Raw genomic sequence first — 24,450 nt, forward strand, 5'->3', positions numbered from 1 at the left:
GAGAGGAGAGGGCCGTAGGGCGCGATGGCCTGGCGTGCGTCCGGCTGGGGCTCGGCGGTTGGGGTCAGGTCGTCGGCCAACCACGCCTGTCCGTGAGGTAACCATGTCGTCCCCCGTACCGGATCTCCCCAGCCAGCTGGTTCAGCATTTCGGCCGCGACGGCATGCGCCGGTTCGCGCCTGGGGACTACCGCGCGCCGTGCATGCCGTTGTGCCGAACGCCGGGAGCAGCGTGCGGGGCCTGGTCTGAGCCATTGCCGGCCAGCTCGATGTGGTGGCGCGCGCCGGGTGAGCTGCTCGAGATACTGGCGCGCGACGCACGCCGCACGGTGATCGTCGTACCGGATCTCGACCCCGGGCCGCCTGCTCAATTCGTACGGTTGCTGGCCCGCCTGCCCCATCTCCGGCTGATCGTCGAGTCGCGTACAGGAAGTGCCGCCCACGACGCCCTTGTTGGCGAGGGGTGCGCGGAGCTGGACTTGGACCTGGAGCAGTGGCGGGACCAACAACGCTATGAGGAATGGCGAACCGCACGCCACGCGGCCGGCGATGTACGTCCGGCCCCGTCGGAGAAGACGGGGCGGCTGGACCTGGCCGACCCGGTGGCCGTATGAAAATACATCGACCCGGAAACAAAAAAGGGAAATAACACTCACATTTAGGCGAAACTCTGGGGTTGCCTGGTCGTTGAGCGGGTGTGATCGGGAGTGGGGACATGCGCCGGTTGTCACCGGCGGCGCAGGAGGATCTTCGTCTGCGGGTGGTTGCGGCGCTGGAGTCCGGGCGAGTGAGGTCGTACGGCCAGGCCGCGGAGGTGTTCGGGGTCGCGGAGCGGTCGTTGGGTACCTGGTGGCGGGCCTTCAAGTCCGGTGGCAGGCAGGCCTTGCTGGCCGGTGAGCGTGAATCCCGGGCGGGCAAGGGCGAGTTGATCGACGACTCGGCCAGGGGTGCGGTGTTGCAGACGATGCGTGACTACACCCCGGCCGACCTGGGGCAGAGCGGGGTGATGTGGACCCGCGCCTCGGTGAGGATCCTGATCCGTCTGGTGTGCGGGGTGTCGATGACGGAACAGGGCGTGGGCAAGTGGCTGCGCCGGCACGGTTTCACGCCGCAGCGTCCGGCCCGCCGTTCCTACCGGCAGCAGGACGAGCAGGTGCGGGCCTGGTTGGAGGAGGAGTACCCGGCGATCTCCGCGCGGGCCCGGAAGGAGAAGGCCGAGCTGGTCTGGGCCGATCAGTGCGGGCTGCGCTCGGACACCGCCACGCCCGGACGTTCCTGGGCCCCGGCCGGGCACACCCCGCTCGTGCAGGTCAACGGCCGCCGCTTCAGGGTCAACGTCATGTCGGCGGTCGCCTCCCGGGGCGCCCTGTGGTTCACCGTCTTCCCGGGAAAGTTCACCGCGAAGGTCTTCTGCGCCTTCCTGGAACGCCTCGCCATACAGGCCCGGCGCAAGGTCCACGTCATCGTCGACCGGCACCCCGTCCACCGCAGCAAAGCTGTCCGGACCTGGCTGGAGGAGAACGTCGAGCGGATCGAACTGCACCTGATGCCCGGCTACAGCCCCGAACTCAACCCCGACGAGCTACTGAACGCCGACCTCAAACACCACGTCCACGCTGCCCGCGCCACCTCGACTGACGACCTCGCCCGCGAAACACGCCGCTTCCTGCACTGCGGACAACGCCAACCCCGCCTCGTGACCGGCTACTTCCACGCCAGACACGTGCGCTACACGCTCCAGTAAGGACTGTCCCGCAAAAGGGCTGTGGGCCGCCGGCCGGCTTGCTAACGTCGGCTCGATTCTGATGTGGAACGACCCGTCGTTCCGTCCGACGTGGAGGCATGATGGCTGACAACGTGGCCAGGGACATCTCGCTGCGACCCCTGACCGAGGACGACATCCCGGCGCTCTTCGAGATCCAGCTCGACGAGGCCGCCCAGCATCTTGCGGCCTTCACCGATGCCAAGACCGCCCGCGACGCCGACGCCTTCCGGCAGAAATATCGGAAGATCCTGGCCGACGACGCGATTGTCAACCGGGTCATCGAGATCCACGGTGAGGTCGTCGGCAGCGCGGCCACTTTTCCGATCGAGGGCGACACGGAGCTCACCTACTGGATCCGCAAGGACTGGTGGGGCCGGGGTGTGGCCACCGCGGCCGTCGCGGCGCTGCTCGACGAGGTGACGGAGCGGCCGATCCACGCCCGGGTCGTGGAGGACAACCCCGGCTCCGTCCGGGTGCTGGAACGCACCGGGTTCGTGCGCGTCGGCAGCGAGGACTCGTTCGCTCCCGGCCGCCAGGCCACCGTCACCGAGCTGATCTTCAAGCTGGCCGACTGACAACCAGGCCCGGCGCGCATCCGCGCAGACCGGGCCGGGACAACGACATCTGCGCGCCGCATGGTTCAACGACCGCGCGGCGCGTCGCTGTGCTTGCACATTTCGGCCCGGAACTACCGTGGGACAACCGAGATGACTGCCAGTTCGACGGCGAGACCTGGCTACGCGACGACCTGCTCGACCTCGCCTCACCCTACGCCGAACATCCTGACTACCCCGCCGAGCCTGAGGCGGAGATCGTTTACGGGACAGCCTTAGGCAACCAATCAGTTTCGCCTCAATAGGTGCCAGCGACCGGGGAATGCACTCGGAGCGCGTGATCGGGTACCCGTTGCTGCATAAAGGCAAGGCCGCTGGACTTGATGAGGTTTTCACCGAATGGGCACCCTGCCAGCTACGGAACAGCAGGTGTGACGCCTGGCTCGCCGAATACTTCGCTTCGGAAAACCCTGTCCTCAAGGTACGAAACGTAGTCGACAACGATCAGCTGGGCGGAAAGAAGGATGAGGGGAACGCCCAGCAGGCTGAGTGCATACAGAAATTGAAGAAGTCGCACGGCCGTTAGACTGAGGAAGATCAGGGAGTCTTGGGTGGAGCACAGCATCAGCACAGATGAAATCATTCACTTGTTCGGCGTGCAGGGCATCGTCTTTTCCCCACGAGATGAGCAAGCCGCGACCTCTGGCGAATCGTCCTCCATGCGGTTCCTGCATGAGGTGGGCCTCCCCCACGATGACGTCTTTCTCTCACGGATCGACACGACTGACCCGAGCCAAGACTCGGCACTCCTCGGAGAGGCTCTCGCCCAACAGGACCGCCCGTCCCCACCCGAGGTCGAGAAATGGCTGATCCTTGGCTATTTTCTGGACTCATTCCTGGTCCTTGATCCGGTCAGCGAGCAGGTCTATGCGTTCCCAGAAGGGACGGATAGATACTTCCCAGTGCACCGCGACGTGGAATCTCTGGTTTACGCTCTCTGCGCATTGCAGGAGTTCCACCTGGCGAGGAAATCGGCAGAGTGTATGCAGGCCCTCGCCGAGGACATGCGGTCGAAAATCGAGGATGTCGACGAACTGCCTTTTACGGACCCTCTCTCCGAGTGGAACATTATTTACGAGGAGATCCTCGAAGGAACATGGTGATGGGGACCTGCCCGCGCTGGCCTGTGGGGCTGTGCCGGGTGCTGCCGGCGCCATTCAGTGGGCATCGGCTGCCAGTTGGCGGTTGCGGCGGCCGGCGGCGCCCCAGGGGACTGTCGATTAATAACTCCTCGGTTTCCGGAGTCTGTTGACCCGTAGTATGCGGGTGTGTCGGAGGGGATTGAGTCGGGGCCGCGGCCCGTGTGCGAGGACATGGCGGGATTCGCCTGGTGGCCGGTGCGGCGGAGTCCACCGTTTCGCGTGGGCTGCTGGAGCCTGATGGCCGGGTCCGGGCGGCCGGGGCGGGCCGTAGGCGGCTGCAGGACCTTTATGCGGATCTGGTTCCGGCCTTGCTGGCGTTGATCGAACCCGACCGGCGGGAGACCCAGAGTCTGCGCTGCGGTGGACGGTGAAGTCCACCCGTGCCCCTGGCCGCAGAGCTGTCCCGCCAGGGGCACCGGGTCGGCCACGACACGGTAGCCGCGCTGCTGAAGGCCGAGGGGTTCTCCCCGCAGGGCGCCCTCCCGCACGACCGACCCGGTGAGCGGCAGGTGGTCCGCTGCGGCCATCCGCTGGTCCTGCCTGCCAGTCGCGCTGTGCCGCTCCGAACGTGAAGATCACCGCCGTCATGCCAGGGCGGTGCCGGCGGCGCTCCGCCCTGCGACCGGAGGGGCCCGCAGGGTCGCGGCCGAGGAACTGACCGCCATCCGCGCCGAGATCGGCGACGAGGCGTTCGCAGCAGGCAAGTGGCAGCAGGCCCACGACCTCCTGCTCCAGGTCTCCCTGGACCAGAACTACACGGACTTCCTGACCCTCCCGGCGTACGAGCAGCTGCGCTGACTCTCGGGTACGTCACACTCCGCCCTGGTGCGCGACTGCACCGGGGCGGAGCTCTGTGCACCACCGGTCACACCTCGACGTCAACCATGACCCACTCACTGATCTCTCGCCATTGGCGAATAGCTTCCTGGTGGAACGGGTGGACGAGATAACTGTCCACCTTCTCCATGTCGTCCAGGAGTCCCTCGACGAGAAAGTCGTAGGCGATGTCCCGGGCAGACACATTGCGCCCGTATCGCCATTCGCTGACTTCGGGGACTTCGCTTCCCACCTTGGCCGCGGTGCGCTCCGCCGCCACGGCGCGCGGATCGTTCCAGTCGATTCCCGACTTGAACTTGAAGAGTACGACGTGGCGTATCACAGAGCTTCTCCCCGGCACAGCTTGAGAACGTTCATCGCCATCTTCGTGCCGTCCGCGCCGAGCCCGTCCCGGTAGCGGGCCAGAATGTCTATCTCCCGGGAGAACACCATGCGCGGGCCGCCGGAGTTGATGCGGCTCTGTTGGATGCGGGCGGATATCCGAGCCCGTTGAACCAGCAGCTCGATGATGCGCACATCGAGACCGTCAATCTTTTCACGATCTTCTTCGATGCGGGATGTGACGTCGATTGCATCAGCCATGGTCGCGCACTCCCGTGGTTTCTTTTCGGAAATCGGCCAGCCTGACAACAGCCTCCTTGAGACGGTCCTCCGGCGCCAGCAAGCTCACCCGCACGTACCCTTCGCCGTGCGCTCCGAACCAACGGCCGGGTGCCACTGCCACCTTGGCTCGGGTCAGCAAGTCATCGGCGAATGCGACGGAACCCCCGTCGCCAGGTATCGGCAACCAGGCGAAGATCGACCGGGGCGCATCGACGTCCCACCCGGCGTCCCGCATGCCCGCCACGAAGACGTCCCGTCGGCGTTCATAGGTCCTCGAGAGCTCCTGAACGCAGTCCTGAGGGCCGGTCAAGGCAGCAACCGCTGCCCGCTGGATGAAAAGTGGGAGCGAGACGTAGTAATGCTCCTGGATGAGATTGATCGCAGCGACGGCGTCACGATTACCGACAACGGCACCGACCCGCCAACCTGCCATGTTGAACATCTTCGACAGAGAGATGAATTCGACACCCACTTCCTTGGCCCCGTCCGCCTGAAGGAATGAGATGGGGACCTGTCCGTCGAAGCCAAGTGCTCCGTAGGCGAAGTCGGACGCCACGATCACATCGTGTTGCATCGCGAACCGGACCGTGTCCTCGTAGAACTCCAGTGGTGCCGTCACCGAGGTGGGGTTGTTGGGGTAGTTCAAGAACATCAGCTTGGCCCGGGCGCATGTGGACGGTTCGAGGGCAGCGTAGTCGGGCAGGAAATTGTTCTCCCTCAAAAGCGGGAGGGAACACATGCGGGCCCTGGCGAGGACCACACCTGCCCAGTAGTCCGGGAAAGCCGGGTCCGGCATCAGGCACACGTCACCCGGATTCAGAAAACACTGGCTGATCTCCACCAGACCGGCTTTCGCGCCGAACAGAATCGCGACCTCGGTCTCGGGGTCCAGGTCCACCTGGTGGTTCGTCGCGTACCAATCGGCGATGGCGGCCTTGAGTTCGAGCAGTCCTGAGAAGGCCGGGTATCGGTGAGTGGCGGGATCGAGCACCTCCCTGCGCAGCGCCTCGACGATGTGCGGCGGTGTCGGAAGGTCGGGATTTCCCTGACACAGGTTGACGACGTCCTGGCCTGCCTTGACGAGTTGGTCTATCTTGCCCGTGGTCGTCGCGAACGAACTCCTGGGCAGGTCGAGAAGCCGACGCGCAAACTCAGCCTTCACTCGCCACAGCCTTCGCTTCGTGATCCGCGGCCGTCACGCTGTTGCCGGCCAGGTCCTGGCCATTGCCTCGCCTGTATGCCCATCCACTCAGGCCGAACGCGACAAGCGTGATGCCGGCGCAGACCCAGCCCACGGCGGAATATCCGTATGCGGTGAACAAGGGGCCGAGAAGGGCGGCTCCCAAGGCCACGGCGAGGTTGGTGGCGACGCTGTAGAAGGCAAGGATCGTCCCGCGATAGTGCTGTGAGCATTCGCTGAGCAGGGTGCCGAGCAGGGTGACGGTGAGACTCTGCATGGCGCCCCACAGGAAGAGGCAGACCACCAGCAGCGGCGTCCGGTCGGCAACCAGTGGGATGACCACCAGTGCCGGAACCAGCCCTGCGAGCAGGCCGACGAGCACTCTGTCCTTGCCCAGTTCGTCGGCCCACCGTCCGGTGACGAAACTCGTCGCGAACCCCAGCCCGTAAATGAGGATCAAGATGCCGGTCAGGGCACTCTCGGATCCGAACCGGTACTGCAGCGCGCTGCCGAGGTAGGTGTACATGCCGTAGAAGCCGAACATGTTCAGGAAGGTCGCCAGGACGTACACGGGAACCTTTGGTGCCAGGAAGGCCCGGGCTGCCGATCGTATCCACGCCTTCACCGACGCTTCCCCGTCCACCGCTTTCTCCTCGGACGTGGACGAAGGGGCGTCGGGGGTGGAACGCCTCTCGCTCCCGGCCCGAAGCAGTACGCAGATGACCAGAACACCCAGGATCGAGAGCAGCCCGAAGGTCCACCGCCAGTTCGCCCACTGCCCGATGAAGGATCCGAACGGCACGCCCAGCACGAGGGAGAGCGACCAGCTCGATACGACGATGCCCATGGCCTTGCCGCGGTGTCTGTACGGAATCTGATCACCGACGAAGGCATAGGCGGTCGGTACAAAGGCACCGGTTGCCAGGCCGGCCAACGCCCTTCCCGTGAAGAACACACCCAACCCGGCGGCGTACGCACACAGGAGGGTTCCCAGGACGAATACCGTCATCCCGACCGTCAGGCAGAGGCGCCGCGACACCCTGTCCCCGAGCGGGGCGAAGAGCAGAGCACCAATCACCGTGGCAATGCCGTAGATGCTGACCGAAAGCGCCGTCACGGCCACCGATGTGTCGAACGACTCCGCCAAGTCCACGAGTAGCGGTGAGACCACCAGCTCCTCCGAGCCGACCGCAAAGATCCCTACCATCAGTGCAAGGACGGTCAGCACAGGGAACCGGGCCGCGCGCTCCTCGCCGCTCAATCTGTCCGACACTCTGGTCAACCTTTCCTCTTGCTGCGTGTGTTGGACACGTCAGATGGCCGTGTATCCGCCATCGACAGTCAGCGCGGCACCCGTGACGAACGACGACTTGTCCGACGCGAGGAACAAGATCGCGTTCGCAACGTCTTCGGGCGTCCCCAGTCGGCCGATCGGATTCAGCTGTGCCTTCTGTTCCTTTACGGCCGCGTCGTGGCCGATGGACGTGTCCGTCATGGGAGTGTCGATGATGCTGGGGCAGACGCAGTTGGCCCTGATGTTGTACTTCGCGTAGTCGACGGCGAGCGATTTCGTCAGCATCATGACCCCGCCCTTCGTGGCGTTGTAGGCGGCGATGCCGGGCCATGCCACCAGCCCGCTCACCGAGCAGACGTTCACGATCACCCCACTCGTCGCCTCGATCATCGTGCGCAAGGCGTGCTTCGAGCACAGGAACATGCTCTTCAGATTGGTGTCGAGCAGCCTGTCCCACTCGTGCACAGACATCTCGTGAAGGGGTGTGGAGATCTCGATGCCGGCATTGTTGACCAGGATGTCGACCCGGCCGAAGGTGTCACCGGCGGTAGCTATGAGGTTCTCGCAGTCCGCCTCGCTCGTGAGGTCGGTCTTGACGAAGATCGCGTCGTGTCCGCCGGTCTTCAGCTCGTCCACGACGCCCGTACCGCTTTTCTCGTCGATGTCCGCGACGACGACCTGCGCGGCCTGCCGGGCGAACTCGATCGCGGTCTGCTTCCCGATCCCGGACGCGGCACCGGTGACGATGGCCACCCTGTCCTTGAACATGAACTCATCTCCTTCTACATACAGGTCAGTTGGCCACCGTCGACCGAGATCTGCTGCCCGGTGAGGTAGGACGATGCGTCGGAGGCCAGAAATCCGACGAGGGCCGCGACCTCGTCGGCGTCCCCCGGTCGGCCCATGGGGATCGCCCCTCTCAAGCAGTCCTCCGCCTCTTTCCGTGACATCCCGCCGGCCAGGCTCATGTGGTCCACGGCCCGGTCATAGCGTTGGGTCCGGATGGTCCCGGGGTGCACACAGTTCACTGTCACGTTGTGCTTGGCGTACTGGCTCGCCAGATATTTGCTGGCATTCGAGACGGCCGCGTTGACCAGACCGGACAGGAACATGCCGGGGGCGGGCTCCTTTCCGACGTTGCCGACAATGTTGACGATCCGGCCGAATTGATTTCGGATCATCACCGGCGCAACGGACTTGATCAGATCCAGGTACGGCACGAGTTTCTGATCCATCGCGGAGCTCACGTCGTCGATTCCTACGCTGTCGAAGGAGCCGGGTGCCGGGCCGGGTGCATTATTGATCAGCACGTCGATCCTGCCGAATCGGCGTTCGACATCGTTGGTCAGTTCGTCGCGAAAGGATCGCGACGTAATATCGCCCGGAAGAATGTGGACGGGCTGTCCGTCGGCAGATCCTCCCGCGATCTCCTTCAACGCTTCTGCACTACGGGCGCACAGGACTGTCACGTACCCTTTTGAGCTGAGATGCAATGCTGTTGCGCGCCCGATTCCGCGACTGGCACCCAGGACTATCGCTACCCGTGTCACTGGGATTCCTGGTTGTTTTCCTGCTGGGAGACGCGGTGATACCGGGGCGGAATGAAGATGTTGAGGGAGCGCGCCACGCCCGCGTTGGGGTTTGCGGCACCGTGACCCTCCTGACTCGCGCAGAAGTAGGTGCCGCCGAACTGCAGCTCGTGACTCGTCTCTTCGACCGTCATGTCGTAGCGCCCCTCCAGGCATATCCCGATCTGCTCGTGGGAGTGCTGGTGGTACGGCATCTTGCCGCCACTGGGGATGTCGGCGAGCATGAGCTCGATCCAGTTGGCCAGAAAGAAGGTGACATCCATCCCGACGAACTTGCGCGACTCGAATGGCTCAAGGAAGTATCCACTCGGAGCGGGGTAGGTCTCCCCTTTCTTGTCGCGCTTGATCTCGAGTACGACAGTTTCTTCCGAGGACGGGTTCACGACCGAGAGGTCGACGCCGGGAGGGGCGACGTAGACGTCCCGCTCGGGCTTCAAGAGCTTCGTCAAGCCCCCGACCGTGACGGAGAGCTCGCCACGAACGACCATCCCGACCTGAGCCTCCTTACGAGAGTGGCTCGACAGGACGGCATGGGGCGGGATGTAGGAGACCCGCACTTCCGTGCCTTCGCGGCGATAGGACTCGTGGCGAACCCCTTCGTCGTTCAGCACGACGTCGGGGGCCGGGAAGTAGAGTCGTTCATCCGTCTGCATGGTCATTGCGTTCCTTCCTCCGGGAGAAAACGGTCCATGTCATGGGAATCCGCGAGAATTTGTAGACGAATTTCAGATTGTGCTGCTTGACGGCCTGCTCGTTCGTAATGGCGATGTTGTACCGCCCGTTGGCGACGTACCCAGCAGCTTGACTTGTGGAGTCCGCGGTGGCCAGCATCACGGGCCTGTCGAAATGGTGTTGCAGCAGCGGAACAGGCGCCGGGTGCGATATGACGGTGTCACTGGAGAGCAGTTCTTCGTGGAAGGTGAAGTCGGACCGTGTCGCCAGGCCGTACTCCGGAGTGCTCCCCCGAAAGATGATCGCGGGCTCCAGTGACGGGTTCATGTAGAAGACGTTGATCTTGGCGTAGGCATGGGCCACCAGCACGAGGTCGACACGTTCTCCCGTGAGAGATTCCATGCACTGTTCGTACGTGTTCTCCAATACGATCCGAAAGCCCCCGCGGCCACCGAGGGAATCCGACATCAATTGGGCAATGTACTCACTGCTGGTCCCTTCCGGGCCTAGCGTTCCGAGCCTTGCGGGGCGTGCGGAATCAGCAGGGATGAGCGCGTTGAGCGCTCGCCATTCGATGTCGGAGATCTGGAGTGTCTCCACGCCCTGCCCTTCTCAGATGTTCTTTCGCAGAATCTTTCCTCTAAATCGCACGTCACCATAGCCGTCTTTACATCCAGGCAGTCAAGGGGGCGAGACGCCAGGACATCGCATTTTGCCCAGTTTGAGAAAACCGGCAACTTGAACTTAACTTCGCTCAGCTGATTTGCTCCGTTTTTCCCTCACCCTTCCGCCCGGAACCGTCGGGCGAGTTGGGGCCCGGGCACGGCCCCGGGAGTGACCGCGAACTCCCCTACGTGGGCAGCCTGTTACTGGGGTTGAACTCGTGGTGTCGTATGGGCTGACGGTCCTTGATCCGTGCGGGGTCACCGGGGCATGCGATATCCGCAAGGCGGCGGGCTGACCGCCGAACGTCAGGAGTTTCGGGAGCGGTTACGCCTGGAGGCGGCCGAGCGGTTCGGCCGGGGTGAGACGAACTCGGTGATCGCCAAGGACATACGGGTGAGTGTCCGCTCGGTGTCCGCTCGGTGCAGCGATGGCGTCGGACGTGGGCCGAGGGCGGTCCGCGGGCTCTGCGGTCGAGTGGCCCCGCGTCGCTGCCGCGACTGAGCGAGGAGCAGTTCGCGCAGCCGGAGCGGGAGCTTGCCAGGGGGCCGGCCGCGCCCGCGTGCGTGGAACGCGTCGGACCAGTCCGGCTGCCTCAGCTCGTATCTCAGGCTGAGGATGGCTCGCCCGCTACGATCACGGCTCGTCACCGAGCAGCACCGGGGAGGCGCCGTGACAGAGCGGTGGAGAGTGGCGGCGGGCGCCGTCGTCGAGCAGCCCATACGACACCGCGAGTTCAGCCTCAGTAGGCGCAGCCTGACGGCTGTGATCTCGTGATCGCATATGGTTCCCGGCCATGGGGCTTTCTGGGTCCTTCGTGATAGCGCAGGCCGGTCAGCCGTTGACGGAGTTGACGGCGATGCGGTCCTGGGACTGCACGCCGTCCTGGTGGGCGCGTGACGGAGAGTGGCAGATCCTGGAGGTGTCCCCCACCGGGGATCCGGACTCTTCGATCATCCGAGAGAATGTGCCTTGTCGCCGGAGATGGCACGGGATTACGACTTCCCCGAAGAGTGGATCGGCGGTCCGAGCGAAGTAGGCGAGCTGGCCGCAACGTGGGCCCTGGAGGCCGGACTTCAGCCGGATCCGGTGGCGCTCAGGGCTGCGCTCGTAGCCAGTCGCCCAGTCCGGGCGGCGCGGGGGTCCCGCCGTCCCTGGCCGGGAACGCGGCGTGTGCGTAAGGGGTCTCGGCCTGCCCTGGGCCGTGAGCGACGCCCCCGCGGCGGGACCGCTGGGGCCCGCCGCGCTGGCGGAGCGCTGCCTGACGTCGGCCGAGAGTGCGCTGAACGGCGTCTGAGCACCCGGGGCGCCGGTCAGCCGGGCAGTACGACCGTGCGCTGGGCGGAGAAGTCGCCCCACGTGCCGTCGGGCAGTTTGGCGCGGATCTTCAGCGAGTAGCGGGTGCCGGGCGGATCGCTGAGCGTCAGACGGTAGGTCGCGCGGCCCTTCGGCGGTGTGCCGCCCCAGACGATCGTCGTGGTCATCTTCCCGTTGAGGAAGAGTTCGTACGCGGGGATCTCACCGCCGGTGTCGGGCTGGTCCCAGGACAGGCCGACGACGGACTCCTCGCCCTCGGCGGTCAGAGCCGTCCGCAGACCGGTGGGGGCGGTGCTCGCGGGCGCGTCCGGGGCGGAGGCGGTGGTGAGGTCGACGGCGTTGCTGTCCGGCGAGGACTTCTCCGAGGCGTCACGGGCCCGGACGGTGAATGTATAGACGGTGCCGGGGCGCAGCCCGCTCAGCCGGGCCGTGGTCTCCGTGCCGGGGACGCTGTGGATACGGGCGTCCTCCTGGTAGATGTCGTACGAGGTGACGGCCACGTCATCCGTGGAGCCGCCCCAGGACAGGGTCACGGTCCGGCTGCCGTCGGCGGCGACGCGCAGCTTCACCGGGGCGGTGGGCGCCTTGACGTCGGAGGGGGCGGGAGCTGGGGTGGTGACCCGCGCGGCGGCGCTCGGCCGGGAGAGGTTTCCGGCGCTGTCGCGGGCTCGGACGGTGAAGGTGTACGCCGTCGCGGCGGTCAGGCCGTCGATGTCGGTCATCCGTTTCCCCGCCGGTACGGAGACGGCCTTCTCGCCCTCGCGGTAGATCTCGTACCCGGTGATCGCCTTGTTGTCGGAGGCGCGCTCCCACATGACGTGCACCGAGGTGGCGCTGCCGGCTTGCGCCGTCACCCCGCGGGGAGTCGTCGGTTTCTGCGTATCGGCGCTCGCGGTACCGCCGCAGGCGGTGACCGCGGCAAGGAGCAGGGCGGTGGAACAGGTCAACACGGCGTGCATGTGGGGGCGTTGCACGGTCCTGCCTTCCCCTTCGAGGGCAATGGTCCAGACCTGTATGCCATGGTGCGGGGGTCGCCGACAAGGGGGCCGAACGGAACGTTCCGCAATGTGCCGGTGTGCGGCCCGATGAGTTTCGGGCGCCGCGAGGGTCTGAAGGGTATGGATACGCACAGCACGACCCAACCTGGCCTCGATCTGGAGTCGGCCGCGGGACAGATCCGCGCACTGCTCGGCCCCATCAAGGACCGGCAGCTCAGCGGCCGGACACCCTGCCCGGACTACGCGGTACGAGAGCTGCTCGCCCATCTCGTCGGACTGACCACGGCCTTCCGTGGCGCGGCCCGGAAGGATCTCGGGCCGACGACCGACACCGCGCCGGACGCGGCGCTCCCGGTGCTCGGCGAGGACTGGCGCGAGGCGTTGCCGCGCCTGCTCGACGAGCTGGTGGCGGCGTGGCGCTCGCCCGCCGCCCGCGAAGGCATGACCCGGGCGGGCGGGGTGGATCTGCCGGGCGAGGTGGCCGGCCTGGTCGTGCTCAACGAGCTGGTCATCCACGGCTGGGACCTGGCCCGGTCGACCGGGCAGGAATTCCGGGCCGACGAGGCGGATCTGCGCTCCTCGGAGGCCATGCTGAGCCCCGCGGAGGGCGGTCCGGAGAATGCGGACATCTTCGGGCCGCCGGTCCCCGTACCGGACGACGCCCCGCTTCTCGACCGGGTGATAGCCCTGAGCGGCCGCAGGCCCGACTGGCACCCGGGCGACTGACACCGGAAGCCCGGCAGCGTACTCGGCTCGTGAAGCCCGGCAGCGTACTCGGCTCGTGAAGCTCAGCTCGTGAAAAACTCGGTGATCTCGTGGGCCACCTGGTCCGCACGCGTCTCGTGCACCCGGTGGCCGCCCGCGATCGTGATCAGTCGGCAGTCCGGGATCAGGGACGCCATCTCGGACAACCGCTCCTGCGGCATCGTGCTCGCCGGACCGCCCGAGATGATCATGGTCTGGGCCACGATCTCACCGAGTCCCTCCGCCCACTCCGGGTCGGGGTCCTTGAGCTGGGCCAGCACCGCGGGCACCACGTGCTCGTCGTAGTCGACCGGCCCCTCGGGAAGCGGCAGCGGGCTCTCCTCGCCGGGGAACGGCGGCGGGGTCTCGATCAGCACCAGCCGCTCCACCCGGTCCGAGTGCTCGTGGGCCAGGAGCTGGGCCACGACACCGCCCATCGAGTGGCCGACCAGACCGACCCGGTTGAGCTCGCACTCGTCGAGGAAACCGACGACGTCCTCACACATCTGCTCGAACGCGTACTCGTCCGGCCAGTCGCTCTCCCCGTGTCCCCGCAGGTCCAGGGCGTACACGCGCCACTCGGCGCCGAGCAGGCCGCCGAGCGCCTCCCAGTTCGCGGCGGAGCCGCCGAGCCCGTGCAGCAGGACGACCGGCGAGCCGAACGGGTCACCCCAGGTCCGGTACGCCAACCGCACATCGCCGACATCCACAACAGACTGATCTTCCATGCCCTTGACGCTACCGCGCCGGGACGCCTCGGGGCTGCCGCCCCTGGCCTGGCAGTCTTGACGCGTGAAGCACACCGTTCGCTCCCTGGCCGCATCCGCCGTCGTCACCGCCGTCGTGGCAGTCGCCGCCCTGACCGGCCGCTCCGGACCCGGCGGTTCCGCGTTACACCGCGGGCATCATCGGCTTCTGCTCCGGCACCGGCGACATGCTCGCCGTGGTCGAGCGGTACGCGGCGGCCCGGCCCGGCAATCCGCTGGCGCCGTATCTGCCCGCGCTGCGTGCAGTGAAGGGCAGCGACGCGCACACGGGGCTCGGCCGCCCGTTCACCGAGGCATGGGCGAAGGCCGCCTCGGACCCGGCCTTCCGGTCGGCGCAGGACGCGGAGCGTGACCACTCCTACTTCGACCCGGCGGTCGAGCGGGCCAAGAGCGACGGGCTCAGCGCCCTGGGCCAGTTCATCTACTACGACGCCTATGTGATGCACGGTCACGGCGACACGGACTCAGCTGCGCTGGCGGGTGTACGGCGAGAGCTACCGCGTCGACGGCCGCTGAACCCGCTACTCGGGCAGGTGGACCGGGGCCAGAATCTCAACTATCGCGGACAGCAGGGCAACTGGGTGATGGGCGACCTGTGGGGCGGCCGTACGGGCGTCTGGATTCACGTCGCCCATCTCGATGCTGATCCACTTCACGGGGAGCAACCCCCGGCAGTAGCCGGCTCCGGCCCCGCACCGCGCCTCCGGAGTGGTGCGGGGCCTTCGCACAGCCGGACGGATTATCTGTTCATCTTCGGCGCGGGGGTGTACCGCATGCTTCCAACTCTGATAGTAAAGCTTCCTAACAGATGAAGGGCACGACGAACTCCCCCTGGAGGACAAGGTGCACAACCCCCACAACGGCACCGCACGTCGCACCACCCGACTCACCCGCCCCGTCGGCTTCGCCGTCCTGGCAGTCGGACTTACACTCACGGCGACTCCCATGACCGCCTACGCCGACAACGTCCCCACCACGTCGGCCACATACCAGGAGGCCGCCGCGACCGGGCTCGACGATCCCGCGAAGAAGGACATCGCGATGCAGCTGGTGTCCAGCGCGGAGAACTCCTCGCTGGACTGGAAGGCGCAGTACAAGTACATCGAGGACATCGACGACGGCCGCGGCTACACCGCGGGCATCATCGGCTTCTGCTCCGGCACCGGCGACATGCTCGACCTGGTCGAGCTGTACACGCAGCGCAAGCCCGGCAACATACTCGCGAAATATCTGCCCGCCCTGCGCGAGGTGGACGGCACCGACTCCCACGAGGGGCTCGACCCGGGCTTCACGAAGGACTGGGCGAAAGCAGCGTCCGACTCCGCCTTCAAGCAGGCGCAGAACGACGAGCGCGACCGGGTCTACTTCAACCCGGCCGTCAAGGCGGGCAAGGCCGACGGGATCGGCACCCTCGGGCAGTTCGCCTACTACGACGCTCTCGTCATGCACGGCAACGGCGGCGACAGCACGAGCTTCGGCTCCATCCGCAAGAAGGCCCTCTCGAAGGCGAAGCCGCCGTCGCAGGGCGGTAACGAGGTCACGTACCTCAACGCGTTCCTCGACGCCCGCGTCTGGGCGATGCAACAGGAGGAGGCCCACTCGGACACCAGCCGGGTGGACACCGCCCAGCGGGTCTTCCTGAAAAAGGGCAATCTGAACCTGGACCCGCCGCTCGACTGGAAGGTGTACGGCGACAGCTTCCACATCGGCTGATGTCGGCCCTGTAACACCTGTGGCGCGTACGGCAGTTGCTGTACGCGCCACAGCGCGGTGACCGGTGATCAGCGACTGGTGATCAGTGCACGGCCACCGGGGCCGCGCTCTCGGACACCTGCTCCGGGGCCGGATCCTGGTCCGAATCCGGCTTTCGGCCCAGGTGGTTGAAGGCCAGGTTCAGAACGATCGCCACCACACAGCCCGTGGAGATACCCGAGTCGAGGACGACGAGCAGGCCCTCCGGGAATGCGTGGTAGAACTCCGGCGCGGCGATCGGGATCAGGCCGATACCGACGGCCGCCGCGACGATCAGAGCGTTCTCGCCCTTCTCCAGAGCGGCGGTGGCCAGGGTCTGGATACCGCTCGCGGCGACCGAGCCGAACAGCACGATGCCGGCGCCGCCGAGTACCGGCAGCGGCACGATCGCGATGACGGAAGCCGCGACCGGGACGAGCCCGAGCACGATCAGGATGCCGCCGCCCGCGGCGACGACGAAGCGGCTGCGGACCTTGGTCATCGCGACGAGACCGATGTTCTGTGCGAAGGCGCTGCACATGAAGCCGTTGAACAGCGGGCTGACGGCGCTTCCGAGGGTGTCGGCACGCAGGCCGCCCTCGATGGTCCGCTCGTCCGCCGGACGGTCGACGATCCGGCCGAGGGCGAGCATGTCCGCGGTGGACTCGGTCATACAGACCAGCATCACGATGCACATCGAGATGATCGCGGCGATCTCGAACTGCGGGGCACCGAAGTGGAACGGGGTGGGGAAGCCGACCACGTCGGCGTCCTTGATGGGGCTGAAGTCGGTGATACCGACCGGGATGGCGATCACGGTGCCGATGACCAGACCGAGCAGGATCGCGATCTGCTGGAGGAAACCGCGCAGCAGTTTGCGCAGGGCCAGCACGATCGCGAGGGTGACGGCGGCCATGGTGATGTTGGTCATCGAACCGTAGTCGTCCGCCGTGGAGTTGCCGCCCTGGGACCAGTTGAAGGCGACCGGCAGCAGTGAGACACCGATCAGGGTGATCACGGTGCCGGTGACCACGGGCGGGAAGAAGCGGACCAACTTGCAGAAGTACGGGGCGAGTACGAATCCGAGGAGGCTCGCGACGATGATCGCGCCGAAGATGACGGCGATCCCTTCGTGGCCCCGGTCCTTGCCGATCGCCACCATCGGGGTCACACCGGCGAACGACACCCCGTTGACGAACGGCAGCCGGGCGCCGATGCGCCAGAAGCCGAGCGTCTGGAGCAGGGTGGCTATGCCAGCGGTGAAGAGGCTCGCCCCCATCAGGAAGGCGGTCTCCTTGGCGGTGAGGCCCACGGCGGGCCCCACGATCATGGGCGGGGCGACCACCCCGGCGTACATGGCGGCCACGTGCTGGAGACCGCTGGTGAACATCTTCAGGGGCGGGAGGGTTTCGTCGACCGGATGTTTCCGGTCGGTTCCTGCGACTGCGACTGCGTCATGTGCTTCATTGCGAAACCTGGGCTTAGCGGCCACGGCGGTTCCTCCGGTCGGGTACACATCGTCGGTGACGTGGGTGTCAGGGAGGTGGTGCGGAGTGGAGCGTTGGTGCAGGTGCTTCGTCGCGCGTGCTTCGTTGCGCGTGCTTCGTTGCGCGTGCTTCGTTGCGCGTGCTTCGTGATGCAGGTGGAGATGCCCGGGGTAGCGTTCATCACCGGTCCGGAGGGCGCGCACCTGTGGTGTGCGCCCTCCGGACCGGCTGCCGTGGACCCCGCTCGGGTCCACGGCGGCCGGACGAGGGCCGTCCCCCTCGGCCGGCCGGTTCATGGGGGTGTCGTCGCCGGGAGTCAGGCTCCGGCGGCGATCTGCGCGAGGCGGCGGGCCTCGTCGCGGGTGTCACGTGCGATCGCGTCCTCGTCCACCGTGGTCAGGTGGTTGCCCTCCACGACCGGCTTTCCGTTGACGAGGGAGAGGGTCACGGGGGCCGCGGCGCCGAAGACGAGCGCGGTCACCGGGTCGGCGATCGAGGAGTGGGCGAGGGTGTCCAGCTTCCACAGCACGAGGTCGGCGAGCTTGCCGGCCTCCAGGGAGCCGATCTGGGCGGCGCGGCCGAGGACCTGGGCGCCGCCGTACGTACCGAGCCGCAGGGCCTGGCGGGCGTTCAGGGCCTTCTCGCGGTGGGCGCCGAGGCGGTTGATGAGGAGGGCGTTGCGCAGTTCGGTGTGGAGTTCACCGGACTCGTTGGAGGCGGTGCCGTCGACGCCGAGGCCGACCGGGATGCCCGCGGCGAGCATGTCGGGTACCCGGGCGATGCCCGCGGCCAGGCGGGCGTTGGAGGACGGGCAGTGCGCGACGCCCGTTCCCGTACGGGCGAAGGCGGCGATGTCGGAGTCGTTCATGTGGACGCAGTGCGCCATCCACACGTCGTCGCCGAGCCAGCCGGTCGACTCGAAGTAGTCGGTCGGGCCCATCCCGAACCGCTCCTTGCAGAACTGCTCCTCCTCGACGGTCTCCGAGCCGTGGGTGTGCAGCCGTACGCCCTTGCGGCGCGCCAACTCGGCCCCCTGCTTGAGCAGTTCGGTCGAGATGGAGAACGGGGAGCAGGGTGCGGCAGCGACCTGGGTCATCGAGTCGAAGGAAGCGTCGTGGTGCGCATCGATGGCCGCCTCGGTGCCGGCGAGGGCGCCTTCGAGGGTCTCCACCGCGAAGTCCGGCGGCAGTCCGCCGTCCTTCTCACTGAAGTCCATGGACCCGCGGGCGAGGGTGAACCGTACGCCCATGTCACGTGCCGCCCCGATGATGGCGCCGGAGAGGTCGCCGGAGCCCTTCGGGTAGACGTAGTGGTGGTCCATCGCCGTGGTGACGCCGCCTCGCGCCATCATGGCGAGCGAGCCCTGCGCCGCGGCGCGGACCATCGGCTCGTCGATGCGCGCCCAGGTCGGGTAGAGCGCGACCAGCCAGTCGAAGAGGTTGTGGTCGGTCGCGATCCCGCGGGTGATCCACTGGTAGAAGTGGTGATGGGTGTTGATCAGGCCGGGGGTGACGAGATGTCCGGTGCCGTCGATGCGGCGTACGACGTTGGCGAGGCCCTCCGGTGCCTTGCCCGCGCCGACGGACTCGATGCGGTTGCCCGCCACCACGACGTGTCCCGAGGCGTACTCGGTGTCGTGGGCGTCGACGGTCGCGATCGAACAGTTCTCGATGACGATGCGCTGAGGGTCTGCCGAAGCTGCCATGGTGCTTCCTTCTTCTCTCATCGGCGATGTGGGCACGGCAGGACCCTAGGAGGATTTGAGTGCCACAGCGGTGCGGCTGTGGGTGCCGAAATGGTGGAAGAACAGGTTGAGCAGGACCGCGACAAGCGCTCCCGCACTGATTCCGGAGCCGAGCACCGTCTGTGCCCAGGAAAGAAATCCGGCGTAGAAGGCGGGCGCGGCGAGGGGATGATGCCCGCACCGAGCGCCACCGCGACGAGGATGATGCCGGAGCTGTCGTCGAGGCCGGCCTCGGAGAGCGTACGGATGCCGCTCACCGCGATGGAGCCGAACAGGACGATGCCGGCGCCGCCGAGCACGGGCATCGGGACGAGTGAGACGACAGCACCGAGGACCGGGAACACGCCGAGGATCAGCAGGGCGCCGCCCGCTGCCGCGACGACGTAGCGGCTGCGTACCTTCGTGAGCGAGACGACGCCCACGTTCTGGGCGAACGCGCTCGTCGGGAAGCCACCGAACACCGGGCCGAGCAGGGTGGCGATGCCGTCCGTGCGCAGACCGCGGGTGATGGTGCGGCCGTCGGTGCGCCGCTCGCAGATCTCTCCGGGCGCCAGCATGCCGACGGAGGACTCCGTCATCAGGACCGGCAGCCGGTTTCCGGCGAAGCCACCGATGCCCAGGGTCTGCAGGATGGTGGCGAGTCCGGCGGCCTGGCCGATGATCAGCGGATGGTGAACAACCGTTCCCAATTCTTGGAGTGCAACAACTGCGTCCTGGACCCGACCGCAGGACACAACCTGGTCGCTCTCGCGGCCCGCATCACAGGTACCGGAGTGGCCGGAGACCTGGACCCCGCCAAGGCGGAGTCGAAGCCCCGTGGAGCCGACCGGAAGACCCGCACCACCTGCCCCCGCAAGGCCGGGACGGGGCGAGCGAGTGGCGCAATCCCCGGCCCCCGGGCCGGGCAAGAAACGGGAGACCGTCAGCAGGACACCAGAGGGCAACCCCCACTCCGGTGACACCGTTACGGACCATCCCGGCAGAAACGCCGGCATGGCAGAGATCACTTGACGATCAAAGCAACGGTGACGACGCCCGCGCACACGGCGGCGATGGGCTGGAGCGCGGCGGGGACGAGCCGTGCGGACGGGAGGCTTTTCGTCGACCGGATGCACGGAGCTCTCCGGCGGTGCGGAACACGGGCCTTCTGCCGGCCCCTTTGCGGGCTGTGCCATGGGATGGTCCCTCCGGGATGACCGGCCCGCGCCCGCGGTGGACAGGCGGGGGCCGGTTCAGTGCCGCGTCAGAGGTTGGTCATGTCGACCGGGATCTTCGGCTCGATGCCGTCCCGGAGCACGGTCGCCTCGATGAGGCCGTACGGGCGGTCGGCCGCGAAGTAGACCTCGTTGTCGTTCTTGAGACCGAACGGCTCGAGATCCACCAGGAAGTGATGGTTGTTCGGCAGCGAGAAGCGGATCTCGTCGATCTCGCTCCGGCTGTTGATGACGCGCGAACCCATCTGGTACAGGGTCTGCTGGAGCGAGAGGGAGTACGTCTCGGCGAAGGCCTGCAGCATGTGCTTCTTGGCCTGCTCGTACGACTTCTCCCAGTTGGGCATCCGCTCGTCGTCGCTGGTCCAGTTGTAACGCCAGGCGGCCGACACGTCGGTGCACAGGACGCGGTCGTACGCCTCTTTCAGCGTCGTGTACTTGTCCTTGACGTAGCCCCAGAACTCCGAGTTGGTGGAGTTCATGACGGTGAGGTCCTTGAGACCGGAGATGATCTCCCAGTTCTCACCGTCGAAGGTGATCTGCGTGGTGCGCAGCTCCTGTCCCTTGCGGGCGAAGGAGTGGTTGACCTCGTCGGCGCCGATGAACTTCGAGTTGCCGTCCGAGGTCGCGATGCGCTCCCAGGCGTACTCCTCGATCCGGATGCGCGCGACCTTGATCGGCTCCTGCGAGGTCACGAAGTGCCGGGCGAGGTGGATGCCGAACTGCTCGGCGGACTCGATGCCGTACTCCTTGGCGAACGCGTACACCGTGTTCTTGGTGGTGTCCGTCGGCAGGACGTTGGCGTTGGAGCCGGAGTAGTGGACGTCGTCCATGTCGCCGGAGAGGGCGACGGAGACGTTCAGGTCCTTGATGTGGTGGGTGTCGCCGTCCCGCGTGATCTTGACGACGCGGTTCTCTGCTTTGCCGTACTGGTTCTGGCCGAGAATCGTGGGCATTTGTCTGCTAGCTCCCTCGGTAAACGGAGTAGCCGAACGGGTTGAGCAGCAGCGGTACGTGATAGTGCTCGCCCGGGCGGACGGCGAAGGTGATCGCCACTTCCGGGAAGAACGCACCGCTGTCCCTTACGCGGGGGGCGTCCTGCTGCGCCTCGGCTTGCTGATTGTTCGCACTGTCGTGCTTGGCGAAGTACGCCTCGACCTGGAAGTCGAGCCGTACGTGGGTCGTGCCCTCCGGCAGCGCCGGCAGGTCCTTGCAGCGCCCGTCCGCGTCGGTGGCGGACCCGCCCAGCGCCGTCCACTCGGCGTCGGGGCCGCTGCGGGCCTCGAGCGAGATGGCGACGCCCTCGGCGGGCCGTCCGATGCTGGTGTCCAGGATGTGCGTGGACACCGAAGCGGTGGTGGCGGTGCTCATCAGTCCTTGTCCTCTTCCACGAGACGGGTCAGCCGGATGCGGTTGATCTTGCCCAGTTCGGTGCGCACGATCTCGCGCTCCTGCTCGGGCGAGTTCTCGATCCGGGTCTTCACCGCGTCGCGCATCTGCTCACCGGTGGCGCCGGTGGCGCAGATCAGGAAGACATGTCCGAAGCGCTCCTGGTAGGCCAGGTTCAGTTCGAGCATCTCCGCCCTGAGTTCCTCGGAGGCGCCGGCCATGCCCCGCTGTTCGCGGGAGGAGGTCGGATCCCCGGGCTTCGGGCGGCCGATCGGTGGGTGACCGGCCATGGCTTCGGCCAGATCCTCCGCGGAGAGCTCGGCCATGGCGGCGTCGCTCGCGGAGAGAAGGGCTTCCACCGTGGTGTACGGGCGCCGGGAGAGAATGATGCTTCCCCAGGCCGCGCCGGCACACACCTCGTGCAGCGCGGCGGTGGCCTCGCTGCCCGCCAGGGTGTTGAACCGGGCGAGGCCCGGTGTCGAGCTCGAAGTCACGGGAGCCTCCGTGGCTGTTTTTCGCTGTGCGTTGTTCGGGCTGCGGATAGCTAACGCCCTCCACAACAGGACGTCAACACTTTGTTGAAATCTCGCGAACAGAGAAAGCCGCCGTCCCAGCATCCGGACGGCGGCTTTCCCCACGCTTGGCTCAACTACTCACCCTTGGCGCCATTTTCCCGGTTCAGGTAGTTGTAGACGGTGAAGCGGCTGACTCCCAGAGCGCCCGCCACCGTCTCCACACCATGCCGCACGGAGAAGGCACCGCGTGCCTCCAGAGTCCGCACGACGGACTGTTTCGTCTTGCGGTCCAGGTCGGAGAGCGGCATGCCGTGCCGCCGCTCCATCGCGGCCAGGATGTGATCGAGCGAGTCGGAGAGCTGCGGAAGCCGTACGGCTATGACGTCCTCCCCCTCCCAGGCGAGCACGACATCGTCGTCCGCCGCCCGCTCGGGGGCCAGTAGCTCCGCGCCCATCGCGTCGACGAGCGGCTTCACGGCGCTGACCAGGGGGTGATCCGCCGGTTCGGTCACTGTGCGGCCTCCCCGATCACATTGACCTGGAGGGACACGCGGGTGGCGCCGGATGCCAGGGCCTTGCGCAGCAACAAGTCCACCGCGGTGAGCACCTGGTCCGCTCCCCCTTCCGCGGTGTTGCCGAAGGGGCCGACATCCACGGCGTCCAACTCGGCCGTCTGGATGACCTCACGGGCCACCACCGCGTGGGCGGGCGCCTCGTCCAGGTCGAAGGGCTCGGTGGTGAATTCCACCCTCAAGCGCACTGTGCCTCCCTCATGTTCTCGTCGCGGCGGTCTGCTCCGCGGCTCGGCCACGACCTTAGCCATTTCAAGCCCGTCGAGGGGGTCCCCCCTGCACTTTAGGCAATGGGGGAGATTGAGGACGAAGCGGTAGCCGGCGCGCGGTGGCCGTGCGACTAGAGCGGCAACACGCACGCCGCGCCAGGTGCGGCGGCCGGCGGGCCCGCGCCGCGCAGGCCGCCGCCCCTCCGGTCCACGTGGAAGACCGTGACGGTGCCGGAGCGCTGGTTGGCGGCGAGGAGCAGTGCGCCGTCGGGCGAAATGGCGATCTGCCGGGGAAAGTCACCGCCCACCGGGACCGTGCCGAGGAGCCGCAGGGCCGCCCCGTTCTCCTCGACCGCGTAACGGGTGAGGCTGTTGTGGCCCCGGTTGGCGAGATAGGCGAAGGCGCCGTCGCCGGTGACCAGCAGCTGCGCCGGATAGCTGGTGCCGGGGCCGGTACCGGTGGACTGCCCCGAACCCGGCGAGAGGGCGCCCGTGGCGGGGTCGTATCCGCACACGACGGTGGTGTTGTCCAGCTCGCACGCCAGGTACGCGTAGCGGCCGCCGGGGTGGAAGGTCAGGTGGCGCGGGCCCGCCCCGGGCCGCACGGTCGCGCGGGAGACCTCGGTCAGCGTCCCGTGGGCCGTATCCAGGCGGTACGTGTACACGGTGTCGTTGCCGAGGTCGGTGGCGAGCACATGGCGGCCGTCGGGGGCGGTGATGATCTGGTGGGCGTGCGGCCCGTCCTGGCCGGGGCCGGGCGGCGGTGAACGGTGGGCGACCAGGTCCGAGCGCTTCCCCGGTGAGCCGTCGTCCCCGAGGGGGTGCACGGCGACGCTCCCGGAGGTGTAGTTCGCGCTGAGCAGCCACTTTCCGCTCGGGTGCACGGACAGGTGGGTGGGGCCGGCGCCGCCGGTCGACCGGGTTCCCAGCACCCGGTGGGCGCCGTCCGGGTCAAGGGCGACGGCGGTGACGACGCCCTTCTCCTGCTCGCCGACGGCGTAGACCGTGGAGCCGGAAGGGTGCGGGGCCAGATACGAGGGGTTGTCGACGCCGCCGATCGTGGCCGCGAGGGAGATCCGCCCGGTCGTGGGGTCGTAGGTGCCGGTGCCGATTCCGGTGCCACCGCCTTCGCCTTCCCCGTCGCCCGACGTGTACGTGCCGATCAGGAGCGGCCGGGTCGCGGCGCGCCGGGTGCCCGTGCGGGTGGGCACCGGTCGGTCGGAGGCCTGTCGGTCGGGGGTGCGGGAGCAGCCGGGCAGGGTGGCGGCCGCGGACAGTGCGGCGCCCGCCAGCGCTGCCCCGATGAGGCCGCGGCGGCCGACGGCGTGGGTCATACGAGGCACCTCGTGGGGTCGGCTGCGTCGGCTGGTGACAGCCACCCTCGCACGCCGCGGGCCCAGGGCCTGTC

General features: G+C 67.1%; 27 protein-coding genes and 3 pseudogenes. 10 read left to right on the forward strand and 20 right to left on the reverse strand.

Going from position 1 to position 24,450, the window contains the following annotated elements; translation table 11 throughout:
• The first annotated feature begins 253 nt into the window (after positions 1–253).
• The 6 genes and pseudogenes from ACFT7S_RS00615 to ACFT7S_RS00640 form a co-directional block, all read left to right on the forward strand.
• Complete coding sequence (locus ACFT7S_RS00615) at positions 254–613, forward strand: hypothetical protein (RefSeq protein ID WP_382725069.1); 360 nt, start codon at positions 254–256, stop codon at positions 611–613.
• Between the two features lie 101 nt (positions 614–714).
• Positions 715–1,743 (forward strand): IS630 family transposase, encoded by a 1,029-nt coding sequence (locus ACFT7S_RS00620; protein ID WP_382725071.1) that lies wholly within the window; start codon positions 715–717, stop codon positions 1,741–1,743.
• A 98-nt stretch (positions 1,744–1,841) separates the two neighbouring features.
• On the forward strand, positions 1,842–2,339 hold the full coding sequence (locus ACFT7S_RS00625) for a GNAT family N-acetyltransferase (RefSeq protein ID WP_382725073.1): 498 nt from the start codon (positions 1,842–1,844) through the stop codon (positions 2,337–2,339).
• Positions 2,340–2,929: 590 nt separating this feature from the next.
• Complete coding sequence (locus ACFT7S_RS00630; RefSeq protein ID WP_382725075.1) at positions 2,930–3,481, forward strand: SUKH-4 family immunity protein; 552 nt, start codon at positions 2,930–2,932, stop codon at positions 3,479–3,481.
• A 200-nt stretch (positions 3,482–3,681) separates the two neighbouring features.
• A pseudogene (locus ACFT7S_RS00635) lies at positions 3,682–3,996 on the forward strand (ISAzo13 family transposase); the annotation flags it as partial.
• 154 nt (positions 3,997–4,150) lie between these two features.
• Positions 4,151–4,318, forward strand: a pseudogene (locus tag ACFT7S_RS00640) (malate synthase A); the annotation flags it as partial.
• A gap of 67 nt (positions 4,319–4,385) precedes the next feature.
• Here ACFT7S_RS00640 and ACFT7S_RS00645 read toward each other — a convergent pair.
• The 9 genes from ACFT7S_RS00645 to ACFT7S_RS00685 all read right to left on the reverse strand — a co-directional run bounded on the left by ACFT7S_RS00645 (position 4,386) and on the right by ACFT7S_RS00685 (position 11,315).
• Entirely contained in the window at positions 4,386–4,679 is a 294-nt protein-coding gene (locus tag ACFT7S_RS00645) for a Dabb family protein (RefSeq protein WP_382725077.1), read from the reverse strand.
• A complete protein-coding gene (locus ACFT7S_RS00650; RefSeq protein ID WP_382725079.1) occupies positions 4,676–4,939 on the reverse strand; it encodes a chorismate mutase in 264 nt (87 codons plus the stop codon). Before ACFT7S_RS00650 ends, ACFT7S_RS00645 begins: the two co-directional genes overlap by 4 nt.
• Positions 4,932–6,122, reverse strand: a complete 1,191-nt coding sequence (locus tag ACFT7S_RS00655) for an aminotransferase class I/II-fold pyridoxal phosphate-dependent enzyme (protein ID WP_382725081.1) — start codon at positions 6,120–6,122, stop codon at positions 4,932–4,934. The genes ACFT7S_RS00650 and ACFT7S_RS00655 overlap by 8 nt, the downstream gene beginning before the upstream one ends.
• Entirely contained in the window at positions 6,112–7,413 is a 1,302-nt protein-coding gene (locus ACFT7S_RS00660) for an MFS transporter (RefSeq protein WP_382725083.1), read from the reverse strand. Before ACFT7S_RS00660 ends, ACFT7S_RS00655 begins: the two co-directional genes overlap by 11 nt.
• A gap of 39 nt (positions 7,414–7,452) precedes the next feature.
• Positions 7,453–8,202, reverse strand: a complete 750-nt coding sequence (locus ACFT7S_RS00665; RefSeq protein ID WP_382725085.1) for an SDR family NAD(P)-dependent oxidoreductase — start codon at positions 8,200–8,202, stop codon at positions 7,453–7,455.
• Positions 8,203–8,216: 14 nt separating this feature from the next.
• Entirely contained in the window at positions 8,217–8,984 is a 768-nt protein-coding gene (locus tag ACFT7S_RS00670; protein ID WP_382725087.1) for an SDR family oxidoreductase, read from the reverse strand.
• Positions 8,981–9,682 carry a cupin domain-containing protein gene (locus tag ACFT7S_RS00675; protein WP_382725089.1) on the reverse strand — a complete coding sequence of 234 codons (702 nt, stop codon included), beginning with the start codon at positions 9,680–9,682 and terminating at the stop codon, positions 8,981–8,983. The genes ACFT7S_RS00670 and ACFT7S_RS00675 overlap by 4 nt, the downstream gene beginning before the upstream one ends.
• Positions 9,663–10,295, reverse strand: coding sequence for a hypothetical protein (locus ACFT7S_RS00680; RefSeq protein WP_382725091.1), 633 nt, complete (start codon positions 10,293–10,295; stop codon positions 9,663–9,665). Before ACFT7S_RS00680 ends, ACFT7S_RS00675 begins: the two co-directional genes overlap by 20 nt.
• Before the next feature lie 897 nt (positions 10,296–11,192).
• Positions 11,193–11,315 carry a hypothetical protein gene (locus ACFT7S_RS00685; RefSeq protein ID WP_382725093.1) on the reverse strand — a complete coding sequence of 41 codons (123 nt, stop codon included), beginning with the start codon at positions 11,313–11,315 and terminating at the stop codon, positions 11,193–11,195.
• A 214-nt stretch (positions 11,316–11,529) separates the two neighbouring features.
• On the opposite strand from ACFT7S_RS00685, the gene ACFT7S_RS00690 reads away from it, so the two are divergent.
• Positions 11,530–11,655, forward strand: coding sequence for a hypothetical protein (locus ACFT7S_RS00690; protein ID WP_382725095.1), 126 nt, complete (start codon positions 11,530–11,532; stop codon positions 11,653–11,655).
• 16 nt (positions 11,656–11,671) lie between these two features.
• Here the strand turns inward: ACFT7S_RS00690 and ACFT7S_RS00695 are convergent, their stop codons facing one another.
• Positions 11,672–12,634, reverse strand: coding sequence for a fibronectin type III domain-containing protein (locus ACFT7S_RS00695; RefSeq protein WP_382725097.1), 963 nt, complete (start codon positions 12,632–12,634; stop codon positions 11,672–11,674).
• Positions 12,635–12,793: 159 nt separating this feature from the next.
• On the opposite strand from ACFT7S_RS00695, the gene ACFT7S_RS00700 reads away from it, so the two are divergent.
• Positions 12,794–13,399, forward strand: coding sequence for a TIGR03086 family metal-binding protein (locus ACFT7S_RS00700; RefSeq protein ID WP_382725099.1), 606 nt, complete (start codon positions 12,794–12,796; stop codon positions 13,397–13,399).
• 62 nt (positions 13,400–13,461) lie between these two features.
• On the opposite strand, the gene ACFT7S_RS00705 is transcribed toward ACFT7S_RS00700, so the two are convergent.
• Positions 13,462–14,145 carry an alpha/beta fold hydrolase gene (locus ACFT7S_RS00705; RefSeq protein WP_382725101.1) on the reverse strand — a complete coding sequence of 228 codons (684 nt, stop codon included), beginning with the start codon at positions 14,143–14,145 and terminating at the stop codon, positions 13,462–13,464.
• A 206-nt stretch (positions 14,146–14,351) separates the two neighbouring features.
• Here ACFT7S_RS00705 and ACFT7S_RS00710 point away from each other — a divergent pair, with 206 nt between their 5' ends.
• Together ACFT7S_RS00710 and ACFT7S_RS00715 are read left to right on the forward strand one after the other, a co-directional pair.
• Positions 14,352–14,996: a chitosanase gene (locus ACFT7S_RS00710; protein WP_382725103.1), complete on the forward strand. Its 645-nt coding sequence runs from the start codon at positions 14,352–14,354 to the stop codon at positions 14,994–14,996.
• A 31-nt stretch (positions 14,997–15,027) separates the two neighbouring features.
• Positions 15,028–15,897: a chitosanase gene (locus ACFT7S_RS00715; protein ID WP_382725105.1), complete on the forward strand. Its 870-nt coding sequence runs from the start codon at positions 15,028–15,030 to the stop codon at positions 15,895–15,897.
• 82 nt (positions 15,898–15,979) lie between these two features.
• On the opposite strand, the gene ACFT7S_RS00720 is transcribed toward ACFT7S_RS00715, so the two are convergent.
• The 9 genes and pseudogenes from ACFT7S_RS00720 to ACFT7S_RS00760 form a co-directional block, all read right to left on the reverse strand.
• The gene (locus tag ACFT7S_RS00720; RefSeq protein ID WP_382725107.1) at positions 15,980–17,407 is read right to left on the reverse strand and encodes a nucleobase:cation symporter-2 family protein; all 1,428 of its coding nucleotides are present in this window, start codon (positions 17,405–17,407) and stop codon (positions 15,980–15,982) included.
• Positions 17,408–17,718: 311 nt separating this feature from the next.
• A complete protein-coding gene (locus tag ACFT7S_RS00725) occupies positions 17,719–19,107 on the reverse strand; it encodes an 8-oxoguanine deaminase (RefSeq protein ID WP_382725109.1) in 1,389 nt (462 codons plus the stop codon).
• A gap of 45 nt (positions 19,108–19,152) precedes the next feature.
• A pseudogene (locus tag ACFT7S_RS00730) lies at positions 19,153–19,730 on the reverse strand (solute carrier family 23 protein); the annotation flags it as partial.
• Positions 19,731–20,389: 659 nt separating this feature from the next.
• Positions 20,390–21,313 carry a factor-independent urate hydroxylase gene (gene pucL, locus ACFT7S_RS00735; protein WP_382725111.1) on the reverse strand — a complete coding sequence of 308 codons (924 nt, stop codon included), beginning with the start codon at positions 21,311–21,313 and terminating at the stop codon, positions 20,390–20,392.
• Positions 21,314–21,320: 7 nt separating this feature from the next.
• Positions 21,321–21,728: a hydroxyisourate hydrolase gene (uraH, locus tag ACFT7S_RS00740; RefSeq protein ID WP_382725113.1), complete on the reverse strand. Its 408-nt coding sequence runs from the start codon at positions 21,726–21,728 to the stop codon at positions 21,321–21,323.
• Entirely contained in the window at positions 21,728–22,240 is a 513-nt protein-coding gene (gene uraD / locus ACFT7S_RS00745) for a 2-oxo-4-hydroxy-4-carboxy-5-ureidoimidazoline decarboxylase (protein ID WP_382725115.1), read from the reverse strand. Before uraD ends, uraH begins: the two co-directional genes overlap by 1 nt.
• A 155-nt stretch (positions 22,241–22,395) precedes the next feature.
• Positions 22,396–22,773: a helix-turn-helix domain-containing protein gene (locus tag ACFT7S_RS00750; protein ID WP_382725117.1), complete on the reverse strand. Its 378-nt coding sequence runs from the start codon at positions 22,771–22,773 to the stop codon at positions 22,396–22,398.
• Positions 22,770–23,021 carry a hypothetical protein gene (locus ACFT7S_RS00755; RefSeq protein WP_382725119.1) on the reverse strand — a complete coding sequence of 84 codons (252 nt, stop codon included), beginning with the start codon at positions 23,019–23,021 and terminating at the stop codon, positions 22,770–22,772. Before ACFT7S_RS00755 ends, ACFT7S_RS00750 begins: the two co-directional genes overlap by 4 nt.
• A 152-nt stretch (positions 23,022–23,173) precedes the next feature.
• Entirely contained in the window at positions 23,174–24,376 is a 1,203-nt protein-coding gene (locus ACFT7S_RS00760) for a lactonase family protein (RefSeq protein ID WP_382725121.1), read from the reverse strand.
• Positions 24,377–24,450: the final 74 nt, after the last annotated feature.

Origin of the sequence: Streptomyces sp. NPDC057136 (assembly GCF_042670885.1) — a bacterium.
Classification (GTDB): Bacteria; Actinomycetota; Actinomycetes; order Streptomycetales; family Streptomycetaceae; genus Streptomyces.